Source organism: Amycolatopsis acidicola (assembly GCF_007713735.2).
Taxonomy (GTDB): domain Bacteria; phylum Actinomycetota; class Actinomycetes; order Mycobacteriales; family Pseudonocardiaceae; genus Amycolatopsis_E; species Amycolatopsis_E acidicola.
On record NZ_VMNW02000008.1, the window covers coordinates 101,066 to 117,303 of the forward strand.

Sequence of the window (16,238 nt, forward strand, 5' to 3'; positions counted from 1 at the left end):
CGTGGTGTGCCTACCAGCGGGGGCTGCCGCCGGCCAGGCTCACCGTCTGGGTCTTGGTGTAGAAACCGAACGCGGCCTTGCCCTGCTCGCGAGGTCCGAAGCTGGAGTCCTTGTCCCCGCCGAACGGCATCCAGAAATCCACGCCGGTGGTGGCGGCGTTGATGCGCACCATCCCGGCTTCCAGCCGGGATGCGACCCGCAGCAGGGCTTCGACATCACGGCCGTGCACGGAGCCGACCAGGCCGTACTTGACGTCGTTCGCCGCGGCGATCGCCTCATCGACGGTGTCGACCTCGACGATCGTCGCCAGCGGGCCGAAGACCTCGTCGCGCAGGAGCCGGTGCTCTCGCGGCAGTTTGCGGGCCACGGTGACCGGGACGTAGTAGCCCTCGTCGCTTCCCTTGGGGGAGCTGGTGATCACGGCACCGGCTTCCTCAGCCTCACGCACGGCGCCGAGGAACTCCGCCTGCGCCGCCTCGTTGATCACCGGGCCCACGGCCGTCCCGCCGGTGACGGGATCCGCCGGATTCGCGGCGGCGACGGCCTTTTCGAGCGCGGCCACATGCTGTGAACTGTCGCCGACGATGATCACGCGGCGGGTCGCCGTGCATTTCTGACCGGCGTAACCGGCGATGGCGCCCAGCAATACCGAAGCGGTCTCGTCCGGGTCGGCGTCCGGCAGCACGATGGCCGGGTTCTGACCGCCCATCTCGGCCTGCACCGGAACACCGGCAGCCGTGGCACGGGCGACGACACTCTGCCCGACCGCGGTCGACCCGGTGAAGGACACGACGTCGGCGGCGTCGATGAGGCTCTCCGCGACCGGACGGCCGCCGAAAACGAGGGAGAACACCGACTTCGGCAGGTGTCCGCCCAGTAGCTCGCGCAGGGCGTCGGCCACGCCGATCGCGTCGCCGGAGGGCTTCAGCACGACGCTGTTCCCCGCGGCGAGGGCCGGCGCGGCCTTCCACAGCAGGATCGCCAGCGGGAAGTTCCACGGCGTGATCAACCCGGCCACGCCGAGCGGCCGGCGGCGGGTGAACGACAGCGCTCCCGCGGGCGCTTCGTAAGTCTCGCCGGCCGGGTCGAACACCTGCTGGCTGTAGTAGCGCAGAATCGACACTCCCCGCGCGACCTCTCCAGTCGCTTCGCCCAGAGGCTTGCCTACCTCGCGAGCGATCAGAGTCGCGAACTCTTCGGCACGACGGCTGAGCTCGTCAGCGGCCGCGCAGAGCGCCGCGGAGCGGCCCGCGGTACCCAGCGCGAACCAGTCGGCCTGCGCCTGGCGCGCCTCGGCCACGGCGCCGGCCACAGCGGACGGCTCGCTCGCCGGCACGCTGAAGACCACGTCGTCCGGTTTCTGCGGACTCCGGCTGACAACCTGCGACGTGCTCATACACCCATCTCCACGGTTACTCGTCCAGCTTCGGCGTTCCCAGCCCGGGCCGCACCCGGCCCGGTCAATGCGTCACGCACCAGCGGTACCTCACTTAGTAGTCGATTACCGGTTACGTATTAGATCGTGCCGAGGTGATGAGGTCAAGACAAGGCGCCCTGAAACACTCGCGACTTCGATACCCCACCTCCGGCAACGCGCGTCGCACGGTCAGGTCAACGTGTGACGGCGCGAAATCGCCACGAGCTCCGCGGCCGAGACCGGTCCTTTTTCCCCTTCGATCCGGCTCACCAGGGCCAGGAACACCTCGGCTGTCGTCAGTGCGTCGCCCAAAGCGTGATGCGGGGTGTGCGGATACAAACCGAGATCGCCCGCCATCGCTTCGATGTCGGGCTCGTAGCCAGTCCCCGAGGGCGCGACACCAATGGCGCGGGCGAGCGCCGCGGTGTCGATGGTCGGCGCCATGTACCTCCCCGAGCCACCGAGCGCGCGTCCGATGAACGCACGCTCAACCCAGGCCGCATGCGCGACAAGGACCCGCCCGCCCAGTTCGGCCCGCAGCCCGGGCGCGACCTCCCGCAGCGACGGCGCTGAAGCCAGGTCCTGGTCACGCATCCCGTGCACACTCATGGCTCCCACGGTCACCTTCCGCGGTGGCCGGACCCGCGAGTAGCGCGCGCTGCCGCAGTGGATCCGTCCCTTTCGGATGATGACCGTGCCGAAGGAGACCACTTCGTCGCGGCGCAGATCCAGGCCCGTGGTTTCGAGGTCCACCACGCAATAGGCCGCGTCCCGCCACGGCACGGCGAGGTGTGTGTGCGGCGCGCTGCGCCGCCAGGGCAGGAACCTCACCGCCGGACCCGGGTCATCCAGGAGTTCTCGACCGCGCTCTGCACGGCGGCGATCGCGCGGAAGGTTTCGCGGAGGTGGCGGCGCGTGAGGATGTCGAGTTCGCGGGGAGCGAGGTAGGTCGTGGGCGCGGTCCGGGTCGAGATCGCCTCGATTTCGCGTTTGAGCAGCAGCTCGTAAACCTGTTCGAAGGCGGCCTCCAGGGTGTCGGTCTCGTCCCTGGTGAGCAGCCCTTCCTGATGGCCACGGGTGAGACGGTCGAGCGTGCTGCCGCGTGAATCGCCTGTCACCGCGGCGATCCAGCGACCGATCGACGCGACGGGAAGCAGCCCGCCGCGCTTGAGGTCGAGCTGGCCGCGGTGTTGTCCACTGTGGTCGACCACGAAGTCCCGGACGAACCCCGTCGGCGGTTTGACCGCGGTCGACTCCTTCAAGAAGGCGTGCAAGAATTCGACAGCACGCGGATGGCGGACGAGCGCGTCGGTGACGGTCTTGCCCAGCACCACTTCGGTCAGCGGACGGCTGTCCATGACGATCGAGGAGAGCAGCAGCGCCTGGGGCGCGGCCGGATCACTCAACCACCCCGTGACGGCACGTGACCATTCCCCGTCCGACCGGCAGAACAACGGATTCACCGCGTTGGCCCCGTTGACGCACCGGCGCAGCCCGCACGACTCCATGTCCCCCAGCAGCGCCTCCGCCCGCCGGATGATGTCCTCACGCGGTTGATCCGAGCCGACGTCACGCCAGACGATCGCAGTGTCCACATCGGACGCCGGTAGCGGTTCGCGGCGTGCCATCGAGCCGAGCACGATCCACGATGGCGCAGGCACGCCGTCACCCGGTGCGTGCAGTTCGATCAGCTTGCGCAGCAGCGCGTCGACGACCGCCGCGAGCAGGTTTCCGATGTGCAGGGCGGGGAGGCCGTTGGCGGCGAGCTCGACCAGCGTGGGCTTGAGCAGCTGACCGGCCTCGCGTAGCCGCGCCACTGTGGTCGCCTGCTCGATCTGCGAGCGGATCAGCAGCGGGGTCCTGATCTCGGCCGCCGCGAAGTCGACCGTGCGCAGGACGCCGACCGCGCTGCCCCGGCCGTCCACGACGACCAGGTGATGCACACCCTTGTCGATCATGCGCGAGAACGCGGCGGCCTGGGAGAACTCCTCGCTGATCGTGACGGCCGGGAAGGACATGATCTGTTCGACCGGCGCCTGCGGAGAGATCTCCCCGGTCGCGACCTTCTCGCGAAAGTCGCGATCGGTGGCGATTCCGAGGCGGCCCGCGCGCCGTAACAGTGCGCACGAGTGCCCGGCCTCGCCGATGCGCCGCGCCGTGTCCGCCACGGTGTCGCCGTGACGCGCCCACACCACGGGACGCATCAGGGCCGTCGCCGAGGACACCGTGCGGTCGAGGACGTTGCCGCGGGTGAGGCGTTCCCGGCTGATCATCGCGCCGAAATGGGCGAATCTCAGCCTGCCCGGGTCTTTCACCACGGCGCGCGGATCGGGCAACCGCAGGCACAAGGTGTCCTCGACCGCGACGACCGACAATGCGGGCGGCAATCCGGTGAGCACCGAGATGTGCCCGAAGGTGTCGCCGGGGCCGAGCTGGTCGATGACGCGGCCGCGATCGATGACTTCGACGGCGCCGGTGCGCACGACCAGCAAGTGGTCCAGCGCAGGCTCATCGGCCTGGACGATCACCGCGCCCGCGGCGAAGTACTCGACCTCGATCCGGCGCGCGAGCGCCCGCAGATCCTCAGCGTCCAGCGCGTCATAAGGTGGCTGGCTGCCCAGGAAGTCGGTGTACTCCTTCATCCCGCGTCCTTTCACGACTCCCGGGGACGACTACGGTGCCGGCGTCAGCAGACCGGAATCGGTCTCGCGGACCGCCTGTGCGATGCGACGTCGCACCGCGGGCGCCAGGGACTTGACCGGTTTCCGCACCGGCCCCGCGTGGAGCCCGATCTCCTCGCACGCCGCCTTCACCCCGGCGGTGTAGGACACGCTGCCGACGGCTTCGAACAGGGGCCCCAGCCGCGTCATGACTGCCGCGACCTCGTCGTGGTCCCCGCTTCGCGCGGCCTTGCCGATCCGCGCGAGGCCGGGAGCGGCGAAATTGCCCGCACCGAGAATGAAGTCGGCGATCCCCAGTCCGGCCGCCGCCGGCGCCAGATTCTCCTGCCCGCAGACGGTGACGATGTCACCACTGGCGGCGAATGCTTCCAATTCCTCGGGTACACCCGAGGAATCCTTGACCTGCGTCACCGCCGGTACAGCCGCGCGCAGCCGCCGAATGAACTCGGCAGTGTAGGAAACCCCTGACGCGTCAGGGTAGTTGTACGCCAGCAGCGGCAATCCGGGCGCGGCGGCGGAGACATCGCGGTGATAGGTGATCAGGTCGTCGTCATCGAGCGGGCCATAATACGGCGGCGCGACCAGCAAGGCGTCCACCTCATAACTCGCGGCATGGCGTGCCAGCGCCGTGGCTACGGCAGTCGAGGTGTGTCCTACTTGGACGGTCACTTTCGTCCTGCCGCGCGCGACCCTCGCCACAACCTCGAGCGCGTACATCCGCTCGACCTCGGTCAGGGACGGGAATTCACCGGTACTCCCGCACACCACGACGCCGTCGACACCGGCCGCCACCTGAGCTTCGACCAATCGCTCCAACGCGGCGCGATCGGGCCGCCCATCCTCGTCAAACGGGGTGACGAGAGCCGTGAAGACCCCACGCGGCCCCACGGCTCCCGTCCCCCGGGCCTCGACGACGGTCACTACGCGGCGGCGGGCACGGCGGTCAGCGCCAGTTCCACGTCCTTGATCACCTGCGCGCGGTCCTCAGCGCTCAGCGGCGACCGCGGCGGACGGCAGGGACCCGCATACCGGCCCACGACCTCCTGCGACACCTTGATGGCCTGCACGAAGTTGTGCTTGGTGTCCCAGGTGAGCGCTGCCTGCAGCTTCGCGTAGAGCTCCCGCACCTCGGCGAGCTTGCCCTCGCGGGCCAGCGACCACAACGCGGCGCACGCCTGCGGGATCGAGTTGGAGAAACCGCCGATCCAGCCGACGGCACCCATCAGGGCCGCCTCGACCACCACGTCATCGGCCCCAGCCAGCACGTCCAGCCGCGGCGCCGTGCGCTGGATGGCGGTGATGCGGCGGATATCGCCGGAAAACTCCTTGACCGCCACCACTTCTTCGATCTCCGCGAGACGCGCGAACAGGTCCGCGGTGATGTCGATCCGGGTGTCGTAAGGGTTGTTGTAGGCAACGATCGGCAGACCCGCGCGCGCGACCTCGCGGTAGTGGTCGACCACCTCGTCGTCGTTGGCACGGTAGGAGTTCGGCGGCAGGGCGAGCACAGCGTGAGCCCCGGCCTCACGAGCGTCCTCGGCCCAGCGCAGCGATTCGGCGGAACCGTAAGCACCCACACCGGCGATGACGCTGAAGCCTTCGGGTGCCGCTTCGAGTACGGCCCGCAGAACCTGCTTGCGCTCATCCACCGTGAGGACCTGGTACTCGCCCAGCGAGCCGTTCGGGCACGCGCCATCGACGCCGTTCGCGGCCAGGAAAGCGATGTGTTCCTGCAGACGGTCGAAGTTGATCGAGAGATCGTCGTTCAGCGGGAGCGTGTTCGCCACGACGATGCCATGCCAGGGGCGCATGAGAGTCCTTTCCAACAGCGGTACGTAACCGGTAATATACTACATACAACTACCTGTGTATACCGGGAACTTGGTGATTTTCGAGCGCTCCACGCTCACCGAGGCGCGCTGAGCGGCAAAAGAGCCAGGACGCCACGTCCTGGCCCGGAATCGCAGCGGTCAGCCGAGCTGCCCGGCATTCCCGGGCGGCGGAGTGCCGAGAACGTCAGTCCCCCTCGGGCTTGTTCCATTCCCCGCGGATGTGGCTGAGATGCTGGCGCATCAGTTCCTCCGCTCGCCCGGCATCACCGGCGACCACGGCGTCGAGAATGGGCCGGTGTTCCTCCGCCGATTTGACCAGCCGGCCTTGCTGGCTCAGGACACCGAGCCCTTTCTGCGGCGTCTTGTCGCGCAAGTTCTCGACGATGCTCGTCAAATGGTCGTTTCCCAGCATCGCCAGCAGACCCAGGTGGAACTGCCGATCGGCGTCGATGTACAGCACGAGGTCCTCGTCCCGGGCGCCGCGCACGATGTCATCGGCCAGCGCGCCGAACTCGCCGGCCCTGGCGGCGACCTTGCCCGTCCGGGCCAGTTGCCCCATCGCCGGGACCTCCAGCATGACCCGCACCTGGTAAATGTCGGCCAGGTCCTTGTCGCTGATCGGGACGACCCGGTAGCCGCGGTTGCGGACCGGCTCCATGAGGCCCTGCTGGACCAGCGTGAGCATCGCCTCGCGGACAGGGCTGTTCGAGACGCCCAGCGTCGCGGCAAGACCGGCGGCCGAGTAGATCTCGCCCGGCTTGATCTCGCCCGCGATCAGCCCTTTGCGGATCACCACGAGCGCCTGCTCGCGCAGGCTCTCGTGGCGCTGCAGATGACTGCCTGACTGAACGGTCATGAACACTCCTCCCCACTGGACGCCGCATGCCTCCGTGGCTTTTAGTCAAATGTTACCGGTAAACCATGGCACGCCGGGCCAAGGCCGGTCGTCCCGGTCGAGGGAAACCAGGACGACCAGCGAGAACCGTCAGTGGTCGAGTGAGAACCAGGTCGTCTTGAGTTCCGTGTACTGCTCGAATGCCTCGAGCCCCTTGTCGTGCCCGCCGAACCCGGAGGTCTTGAACCCGCCGAACGGCGTGGTGATGTCACCTTCGCCGTAGCAGTTCACGGTAACCGTGCCGGCGTCCACGAGCCCGGACACACGGTGCGCCCTGCCCAGGTCGTGAGTGAACACCGACGCCGCGAGTCCGTATTCGGTGCCGTTGGCGAGCTCGACAGCCTGCTCCTCGGTGTCGAAGGTCAGCACCGAGACCACAGGCCCGAAAATCTCCTCGCGAGCCACGGCCATGTCCGGCCTGACGTTGTCGAGCACGGTCGGCTCGACGAACCAGCCGCCCGTCTCCTCGAGGATCCGGTTGCCGCCGTAGGCGACCGTCGCCCCCTCCGCGCGGGCACCGTCGATGTAGCGCAGGATGCGCTCCAGCGCACTGGGCTCGATCACCGGCCCCAGCTTGGTGTCGCGGTCAGCCGGGCTGCCGACCTTCCATTCCGCCAGCTTGTCGACGACGGCGGCCACGAGCCGGTCATGCGCCGGCGCTTCGACGAGAATGCGCGAGCCCGCGGTGCAGTTTTGGCCGGTGTTCCAGAAGGCCGCGCCTACAAGCTCCTCGGCGACGTAGTCGACGTCACGCTCCACCGCGTCCGCGAACACGATCTGCGGGCTCTTACCACCGCATTCCAGGCCTACCGCCTTGAGATTGCTGTCGGCGGCGTAGCGGAGGAACTCCCGCCCGACCGCCGTAGAGCCGGTGAACGCGACGACGTCGACATCCGGGTGCAGTCCCAGCGCCTTGCCCGCGACCTCACCCCGGCCCGGCAGCACACTCAGCACCCCCGCGGGGACACCGGCCTCGAGCGCCAGTTCGGCGATGCGCAAGGTGGAAAGCGGCGCCTGCTCCGGCGGCTTGATGATCACCGAGTTGCCGGCGGCCAGCGCGGGTCCGAGCTTCCACGACAGGGTCGCGGCCGGGAAGTTCCACGGCAGGACCGCGGCCACCACACCCCGCGGCTGCCGGGTGATCAACGCGAGGCTGTCGGACCCGGTCGGCGATACCTTGCCGAAAACCTTGTCAAGGCTTTCGGCATACCAGCGCAAGGTCGCGACCACATCAGGCAGGTCGAGGGTCTCGCAGTCGGTGATGGGCTTGCCCGCGTTGACCGAATCGAGGTAGGCGAGCTGGTGGAGGTTCTGCTCGACCAGATCCGCGAACCGCAGCATCACCGACTTGCGCTCGGCGGGCGCGAGGCCGGACCAGGCGCCCTCGGCGAAGGCGCGGCGGGCCGCGGCGACCGCGCGGTCGACGTCTTCCGGACCCGCCGCCGCGACATGAGCGAGGACCTCCCCGGTGGCCGGGTTGTAGGTCTCCAACGTCTCACCGGACGCGGCATCGACGAACTTGCCGTCGATGAGCGCCTGGGTCGGCGTCGTGATCGTGGCCTGCGACATCTCGCACCCTTCGTAGTCGGTTACACTTTACACATTACCGATGACTAATCTAGCAGATCAGATCTCAGTGCGGTTCCTGCTGGGCATCCTGCTTTTCGGGCACCGCCGCGTAGGCAACGGTGCGCAGGCTCCGGGTCTCGCGAGCCAGCACGATCGCGGTGATGGTCACGAGCCCGAGCATCCCGATGTAGACGTAAACGAGCGACAGCGAATCGCCACCGGCACCGAAGAGTGCCGTGGCGATGAACGGGGCGAGACCACCCGCGAACACCGCGCCGACGTTGGAACTGATCGCGGTCCCGCTGAACCGGAACTCGGTCGGGAACAGTTCGGCGAACCACGACGGCTCCACCGAGAGCATGGGAGCCATCCCGAACGCGTAGGCGGCCATGAAGGCCAGCCAGATCGGCCCTGTCTGCCCGGATCCGACAAGCAGGAAGAACGGGACGTAGAACGCCAGCATGAAGCAGGCACCGCCGGCGAACACCTTTTTCCTGCCCACCAGGTCGGACACGTATCCCCACAAGGGAATCATCGGGATCGCCACCGCCGAAGCGAGGAACACCCCCAGAGTCGTCACCGTCGAGGACGCATGGCCGGTTGTCTCCGCGTAGGTGACGGCGAACGCCGTAATGAGATAGGCGGACGCGTTCTCCAGGATGCGGAGACCGACGACGGTCGCGACACTCCTCCACTGCGACCGCAGCGACTCGCGGAGCGACGGCGGTCGAGTCCCCTCCCCCTGGACAGCCTGGAACGCGGGCGTCTCCTCCACCGCGCGGCGGATGATCAGGCTTCCCACAACAGCGAGCACGCTGACCAGGAAAGGGATCCGCCAGCCCCACGAAGAGAAGCTCGCGTCGGACATCGTCGCCGACATCAGGGTGAACAGGCCCGCCGCGGGCAACGTTCCGATGTACTCCCCGGAGTTGATCATGCTGGAGAAGAAGCCGCGCCGGTGCTCGGGCGCGTATTCCAGGACGAGCACCGCGGACCCGCTCCACTCACCGCCGACCCCGATGCCCTGAACGACGCGCAGCAGGACCAGGAGGATCGGCGAGATGACGCCGACCTGGTCGTAGGTCGGAAGCAGGCCGATCGCGACGGTGCCCAGCCCCATCACCAGAATCGTGATCACGAGGGTCGGCGACCTGCCGATCCGGTCCCCGAGCCTGCCGAACACGAGCCCACCCACCGGGCGGGCGACGAAACCGACCGCGAAGGTGCCGAACGACGCGAGCAGCCCGACGAAATCGGACGCGCCCGGGAAGAACACGTGGGGGAACACGAGGGCGGCGGCGAGCCCGTAGAGATAGAAGTCGTACCACTCCAGCGCCTGACCACTGATACTCGCGATCAGTGCCCGCTTGAACGGCCGGGCGGGCCGGGTTGCAGTCATCGTCAGCCAATCCGTTGTCAGGAGCGCGGCCGGTCCGCGGACCGGTGGTGGACGAGGAGGAAGACGGGTTCCGCGTGCCACCCATGCCAAGAGCCTCGCCGCCGGGCACCCAGCGGATGCGCGACCACCGGGCACCCGACCGCAGGGGTCGAAACATCCGAGCCATCAGTAAAATGTGACCGATAACCGGTCACTATAGCCAAGAGAAGCCGGGACGCCAAGACTTCACTTGCCCCCGGCGCATCCTGGCATCCGCATTCGCCCGCGGTCCTCGCGCGCGTGACCAACCCGGCACACCTGCCACTCCTTGACAGTGATAGATGACACGTAGAGTATTACCGTTCACGTAACCGATGACGTGGGGAGCGCCCGTGGATCCTCGACCCGGCGGCCGAGAGGCGACCCACCCTTCCCTGCGCCCGGCGTCCTGTCCGCGCCCACGAAGTCCTGGGCTGCCGATTCCTTTCGGCCGCACGGGCGGGGAACGCCGTAACACGTCTGTCATGAAATCGAATGGATCGGGCACTCGTTTTAACCTGACGGCGCTTGCAAATTCTCCCCATGCGCTTGAGGCTGTCTTCACGGCAACGCCTGATCGACGATCGAGTAGTCTTCCGCAAATCGCGTCACTGACCGAAACGCACGCGGATGACGCTGATCGCGGTAATTCCAGGATGATCCGACGATCACCGGACGAGGAGGAGATTTCGGTGACGCCCCCGACCTCGAACCTTCGTACCAACTGGGTGCATCGCGCGCTCTCGGGTTACAACTAGCCTTCCGGCACCTCTTGGGCGCCCTCATGGCGTTCTGCGCACCTGCTTGACTCCCGCTGCACCGGGCCACATTGATGATGTCCGCCCGAGGGTTCGCCTGCAGCGATGAGACAGCGGCGCTTCGCGGCCATTCAGGGTTGTCTTCAATTCATCACGAGCACGACATTCCGCGCGTTCGGAAATCCAAGGGCCGTGCCGACGCGCGGACATTTTCCGTGCACGATTCTCCCCGTTCATGGATTCATCGTTCTCGTGACCGACCATCTCACCCCTCGATAGGAGCCGACATGACGACGTACCCGCCGGATTCCGACCGGAAAACGCTCCACCGCGCCATCGCGGCTGCCGCGATCGGCAACTTCGTGACCTGGTTCGACTTCGCCACGTACGGCTTCCTCGCGCTCATCATCAGCGAGGTTTTCTTTCCCGCGGGCAACCCGGCTCTGAGCCTGCTGTCGACCTTCGCCATCTTCGGCGTGGCCTTCTTGATGGAGCCGGTCGGTGCGTTCGTTTTCGGCCGGCTCGGAGACACCATGGGCCGCAAGACGATCCTCGCCACGGTCATCATCATGATGTCCGCGGCGACCTTCATCGTCGGGCTGCTGCCCGGCTACGCCCAGATCGGCGTGACCGCGCCGATCCTGCTGTTGATCGTCCGCTTGTTACAGGGGTTCGCCGCCGGAGGTGAACCCGGCGGGGCGGCGACGTTCCTCGTGGAGTCCGCTCAGCCGGAGCGGCGTGCCCGCACCGTGAGCGTCTGGCACTGTTCGAGCTATCTGTCCAATGTGGGCGCGTCGCTGCTGATTCTCGGACTCTACGCGGTCCTTTCGGACGAGCAGATGCACGCGTGGGGCTGGCGGGTGCCCTTCCTGATCGCGGCTCCGATCGGAGTCATCGGGCTGATCATCCGCCTGAAGCTGAGTGATACCCCCGAATTCGAGAAGATGAAGTCCGAGGGTTCGCTGAGCGAGTCCCCGCTGCGCGAGGTCCTCACGGTCAACCGCCGCCAGGTCCTGCAGGTGATCGGCTGCTCGGCGTTCCAGTACGCCGCGTTCTACTTCGTGTTCATCTACATGGAGACCTACCTCAAGTCGGAGCTGGCCTTCTCCAGCACCGCGGCGTCGATGTCGACCGTCGCCTGCCTGGTCATCGCGTCCATCTCGATCTTCGGCTTCGCCCGGATCTGCGATCGGGTGGGGCGAAAACCGATTCTGCGCTGGGCGATGATCATCTGCATCGTGCTCACGTTCCCGGTGTTCCTCCTGATCAACAGTGGCAGCGTGCCGCTGGCGATCGTCGGGCACGTCGCGCTCGGGGTGCCGCTGGCGATGTTCATGTCCGCGTCCGGTTCGGCCATGGTCGAGATCTTCCCGGCACGGGTGCGATACACCGGGTTCTCGGTCGGCTTCAACGTCGCCGGCGCGTTGTTCGGCGGCACGGTCGCCTACGCCGCGACTCTGCTGATCTCGTTGACCGGATCATCGTTGTCGCCTTCCGCGATCATCATCGCGACGGCGCTGATCGCGTTGGTCGCTGTCGCGACGATGAAGGAGACCGCCGGGCCTCGCCGCGAGGTGGGGGAGGGCCAACACCGGGAACCCGCCGCCGCGCCCGCCGGCGACACGCAGTGAGTCTCCCCCGCCCTGGTCGTTGAAGGAACTACTCATCATGCTGCTTGGCTACTCCAGCGCCCTGAGCGCGACGGCGGGCGAAACATTGACATTCCACGTCAGCACCCGCGACGGTGTCCCTTTTACGGCGAACCTGGTCCGGTTCGACGGTGTCGAACAGTCCACGATCCCGCACCGCGCCGTGGAAACCGCGGTCCCCAGCGCGGCCGACGGCACTTATGTCGGCCACACGCGACAGTCCACCATCGGCTCCGCCATGACCGCGTACCTGGACACGGCCCGGTCCCACCGGAGCTTCGCCGCCGGATTGTGGTTCAGGCGCACCATAGCGTCCGAAGCCGCGTCAGTCCTGTGGACCGCCGGCCCCGGGCACGGGCGCACCGGGGGCGGTTTCACCATTTCGCTGGACGCTGAAGGTTTTCTGCGGAGCGAGCTTACCGGTGGGGCGGGCGAACCGTTGGTGCTGCCCACAGCCGTATCACAGAACACGTGGACCTGGGTGCGGCTCGCGGCCGACCCCCGCCACGGTCGAGTCTCCTTGTATGCCAAGGAGATTGACCCGGACCGCGAACTCGGTACGGCCGAGGTCGCCCTCGCTTCGGATTGGGCGCTGGTGCCCGGCGAGTTCACTGTGGCGGGTGATGCGTCCCGGAGCCCCGGTTCGATGTTCACCGGCAAGATCGAAGATCCCCGGCTGTACGGGACGCTCGCCGATCTCGAAGCAGGCGACCCCGCCAACGCTATCGTCGCCTGGCAGATGGGCCGGGACTTCGCGACCTCCCAGGTATTCGACGCCGGCCCTCAGGGCTGCCACGGCGTGCTGCACAACCGTCCCACGCGCGCGGTAACCGGTCATGGCTGGACTCCTGGTTCTGTCCGCTACAGCGACGCTCCCGCGGAGTGGAACGCCATCCACTTCCACGCCGACGACGTCGACGACCAGCAGTGGCCGGCCGACTTCTCGTTCACCATCCCGGAGGAACTGTCCTCCGGCTGCTACGCGTTCCGGCTCCGTCAAGGCCGATCCGTCGATCACCTGCCGTTCTTCATTGCTCCGCGAGGAAGAACCGGATCCAGGGTCCTGTTCGTCGCACCCACGAACACCTATCTCGCCTACGCCAACGAACATCTCTGGGAGGGCGAACGCGGCGAAAGCCACGCCCGCATGATGGACTTCCCGATCCGGCTCGACGACGCCGAGCGCACCCTGCGCGACCATCCTGAGTTCGGCCGATCCGTCTACGACAGCCACGCCGACGGCAGCGGGGTCGTCTACGCCAGTGTGCGCCGTCCCCTGCTCAACGTCCGGCCCGACCATCACAACTGGCTGGTCGGCGGCCGACGGCACTTCGGCGCCGACTTGTTCATCCTGGGCTGGCTCCGGCGGACCGGCATCGCGTTCGACGTGGTCACCGACAACGAGGTGCACCGCCAGGGCCGCGAACTGCTCGGACGCTACGACGTCGTGGTCACCGGCAGCCACCCCGAATACGTCACCGCCGAGCACTATGCCGCCGTGATCGACTATCTCGACGGCGGCGGGAACCTCATGTACCTCGGCGCCAACGGGTTCTACTGGGTCACCAGCTACCTCGACGAGGAACACAGCGGTATCGAGATCCGGCGAGGCTACGCGGCCACCCGCGACTGGTCCTCCCACCCCGCCGAGCTCCACCACAGCTCGACCGGACAACTCGGTGGCGCCTGGCGCCACCGCGGCATCGACACCAATCCCCTGCTGGGCATCGGCATGACCGGATGCGGCTTCGCCACAGGTTCGGGCTACACCCGCACCGACGACAGCTACGCACCGGATCTCGAATGGATATTCGACGGCGTCACATCGCGGATCCTGGGCAAGCACGGCCTCGTCCTGCGAGCCGCTGCCGGCGATGAGCTCGACGGCACGGACTTCCAGCGCGGCACGCCGGCGAGGACCCGCGTCCTCGCGACATCCGCGCACAGCGAACTGTACTACCCCGCCATCGAAACCCAGACCGAGATCGGGCCCCGGCTCGACGGCCGGTCCAACCCCCGTGTCCGGGCCGACATGGTGTACGTCTGTCCACAGGGGACTCGAGGTGCGGTGTTCTCAGCCGGATCCATCGCATGGGCCGGCGGGCTTGCCCACAACGGCTATGACAACGACCTGGCCAGGGTCGCGACGAACGTGCTCCGCCGGTTCTCTCACGCGGAACCGCACGCCCCCTCACGCCAACGTGGCACGAGGTCCCTTGGGCGGCAATGGATTCGAGCGGCTCGCTCCCGGCCTTGGCACGCCTGACAACCGAAGAGCGAAGCAGGGCCCCGGTCGTCGGGGCCCTGCTTTTCGTAGCCACTCCGCGCACCTGCTGAGCGCGTCAGCGGCCAAGCGATACATCGTCGGCGCGCGTGACCTGCTCGCTGCCGGGATTCTTGCGGCCCTTGCGTTTCAGGTAGGCGTACATCATCCATCCGATCACGAGCATGGCGCCGATGAACACGAACGCGCCCCACTGGTAGTACCAGGCCGCATCCCCGTAGATCTCCGCGCGGGGCCAGGCGATGTCGACCAGCACCGCCACTTGGAACAAGACGGCGATGATGTTGACGACCACACCGAAGCGGCCCAGCGTGAAGTAAGGACCGTGGTCGGGTCCCGGCCACTCGCCCTTGAACCTCTTGATCAGCAGTGACACCGTCACGATCAAATACACCACGTACCACAGCACTGACGCGATCGCGGCCAGTGTTCCGAACAACTGTGTGTTGCCGAGGTTGACCAGCAGCAGGACGATCGGGACCGCACCGATCAGTACCGAGGCCGCGATCATGCTGCGCGTCCTGGGGTTGACCGTGGACAGTTTCTTCGCGAAGGGCAGTCGCCCGTCGCGGGCCATCCCGAAGACCATCCGGATCCCGGACGCCTGCACGGCCAACGCGTTGACGAAGATCGAAATCCCGACGGCGATGAGGAAGACAGTGGCGAGCCCATCGCCGAGCGTGGCCTTGAGCACGTAGGCCATCCCCTGCGAGCCGATGAGCTGCAGGTTGCTCTGCCCGAGGATGTCCGGCATCGCCATCTGGGCCGCGAGCACGAGCAACGCGCCCATCAGCGCCGACGCGGCGACCGCCCGGACGATCTCGCGGGGAGCGAACTTGCGCGGGTTGGACGTTTCCTCGGCCAGCGAACCTGCCGCGTCAAAGCCCGAATAGATGTTGACCGCGAACAGCGTGGCCACCAGAAGAACCCCGACGATGCCCCATGACGCTCCGGTGCTCGTGCCGGCCGAATCCAGCACGATCCCCGGTCCACGCTTGGCATGGCCGAACAGCACCACGATGAGCAACGTGCAGCCGATGAGTTCGGTGAACACGCCGATGTTGTTGATGATCGCCATCAGCCGCACGCCGACGATGTTGATCACGGTGGTCACGACGACGAGGATGGCGCCGAGCAGAACCGCGTTCTGCGCGCCGCTGGCGGTGGCGAAGGTACCGATGTCGTCCGTGGTCCCGAAGACCTCGAAGCCGCTCCAGATCTGCGGCAGCACGACCTGCAGCGAGACCGCGGGCCCGGCGACGCTCACGCAGATGGTCAGGATCACCAGCCAGCCCGCCGTCCAGGCGGCGAGAGGTTTGCTGATCTGCTTGACCCACTGGTAAACGCCGCCGGCGAGCGGGTATCGCGAGGCCAGCTCGGCCAGCAACATGGCGACGAGGAACTGCCCGGCGGCGATGACCGGGATCGACCACCAGAACGCCGGGCCCGCAGCCCCGAACCCGAAGCCGAAGAGCATGAACACGCCGGTCAGGATCGACAGGAAACTGAAGCCCGCCGCGAACGAAGAGAACCTACCGAGCCTGCGATCCAATTCCTGCTTGTATCCGAACCCGGCCAGGTAGTCGGAATCGTCGGTCGACGAGTCGGTCATGATGCCTCCTTGTATTCCGTCTGCTGCCAAAGGAGACGAAGCAGCAAAGTTTGGGGTGAAACCGCGAAGCGCACTGTGGAATGACGATGCCTTCACCGAAGTGAACGGCCGCAAATGGCATGAG

The 16,238-nt window shown here is 67.1% G+C and carries 11 protein-coding genes; 2 read left to right on the forward strand and 9 right to left on the reverse strand.

Going from position 1 to position 16,238, the window contains the following annotated elements:
• Positions 1–10: 10 nt before the first annotated feature.
• The 8 genes from FPZ12_RS08340 to FPZ12_RS08375 form a co-directional block, all read right to left on the reverse strand.
• Positions 11–1,396 carry an aldehyde dehydrogenase family protein gene (locus FPZ12_RS08340; protein WP_144748507.1) on the reverse strand — a complete coding sequence of 462 codons (1,386 nt, stop codon included), beginning with the start codon at positions 1,394–1,396 and terminating at the stop codon, positions 11–13.
• A 210-nt stretch (positions 1,397–1,606) separates the two neighbouring features.
• Positions 1,607–2,248, reverse strand: a complete 642-nt coding sequence (locus FPZ12_RS08345) for a 3'-5' exonuclease (RefSeq protein WP_208025797.1) — start codon at positions 2,246–2,248, stop codon at positions 1,607–1,609.
• Positions 2,245–4,059 (reverse strand): putative nucleotidyltransferase substrate binding domain-containing protein, encoded by a 1,815-nt coding sequence (locus FPZ12_RS08350; RefSeq protein WP_144748506.1) that lies wholly within the window; start codon positions 4,057–4,059, stop codon positions 2,245–2,247. Before FPZ12_RS08350 ends, FPZ12_RS08345 begins: the two co-directional genes overlap by 4 nt.
• 30 nt (positions 4,060–4,089) lie before the next feature.
• Complete coding sequence (locus FPZ12_RS08355) at positions 4,090–5,019, reverse strand: dihydrodipicolinate synthase family protein (protein WP_144748505.1); 930 nt, start codon at positions 5,017–5,019, stop codon at positions 4,090–4,092.
• Positions 5,019–5,909: a dihydrodipicolinate synthase family protein gene (locus FPZ12_RS08360; RefSeq protein WP_144748504.1), complete on the reverse strand. Its 891-nt coding sequence runs from the start codon at positions 5,907–5,909 to the stop codon at positions 5,019–5,021. Before FPZ12_RS08360 ends, FPZ12_RS08355 begins: the two co-directional genes overlap by 1 nt.
• A gap of 205 nt (positions 5,910–6,114) precedes the next feature.
• Positions 6,115–6,786 (reverse strand): GntR family transcriptional regulator, encoded by a 672-nt coding sequence (locus FPZ12_RS08365; protein ID WP_144748503.1) that lies wholly within the window; start codon positions 6,784–6,786, stop codon positions 6,115–6,117.
• Positions 6,787–6,915: 129 nt separating this feature from the next.
• Entirely contained in the window at positions 6,916–8,394 is a 1,479-nt protein-coding gene (locus FPZ12_RS08370; protein WP_144748502.1) for an aldehyde dehydrogenase, read from the reverse strand.
• Between the two features lie 64 nt (positions 8,395–8,458).
• A complete protein-coding gene (locus FPZ12_RS08375; RefSeq protein ID WP_144748501.1) occupies positions 8,459–9,793 on the reverse strand; it encodes an MFS transporter in 1,335 nt (444 codons plus the stop codon).
• A gap of 1,063 nt (positions 9,794–10,856) precedes the next feature.
• On the opposite strand from FPZ12_RS08375, the gene FPZ12_RS08380 reads away from it, so the two are divergent.
• Complete coding sequence (locus FPZ12_RS08380) at positions 10,857–12,200, forward strand: MFS transporter (protein WP_150980224.1); 1,344 nt, start codon at positions 10,857–10,859, stop codon at positions 12,198–12,200.
• A gap of 256 nt (positions 12,201–12,456) precedes the next feature.
• A complete protein-coding gene (locus FPZ12_RS08385) occupies positions 12,457–14,484 on the forward strand; it encodes a N,N-dimethylformamidase beta subunit family domain-containing protein (RefSeq protein ID WP_144748499.1) in 2,028 nt (675 codons plus the stop codon).
• A 76-nt stretch (positions 14,485–14,560) separates the two neighbouring features.
• Here the strand turns inward: FPZ12_RS08385 and FPZ12_RS08390 are convergent, their stop codons facing one another.
• Positions 14,561–16,114, reverse strand: a complete 1,554-nt coding sequence (locus tag FPZ12_RS08390; RefSeq protein ID WP_144748498.1) for an APC family permease — start codon at positions 16,112–16,114, stop codon at positions 14,561–14,563.
• Between the last annotated feature and the right edge of the window lie 124 nt (positions 16,115–16,238).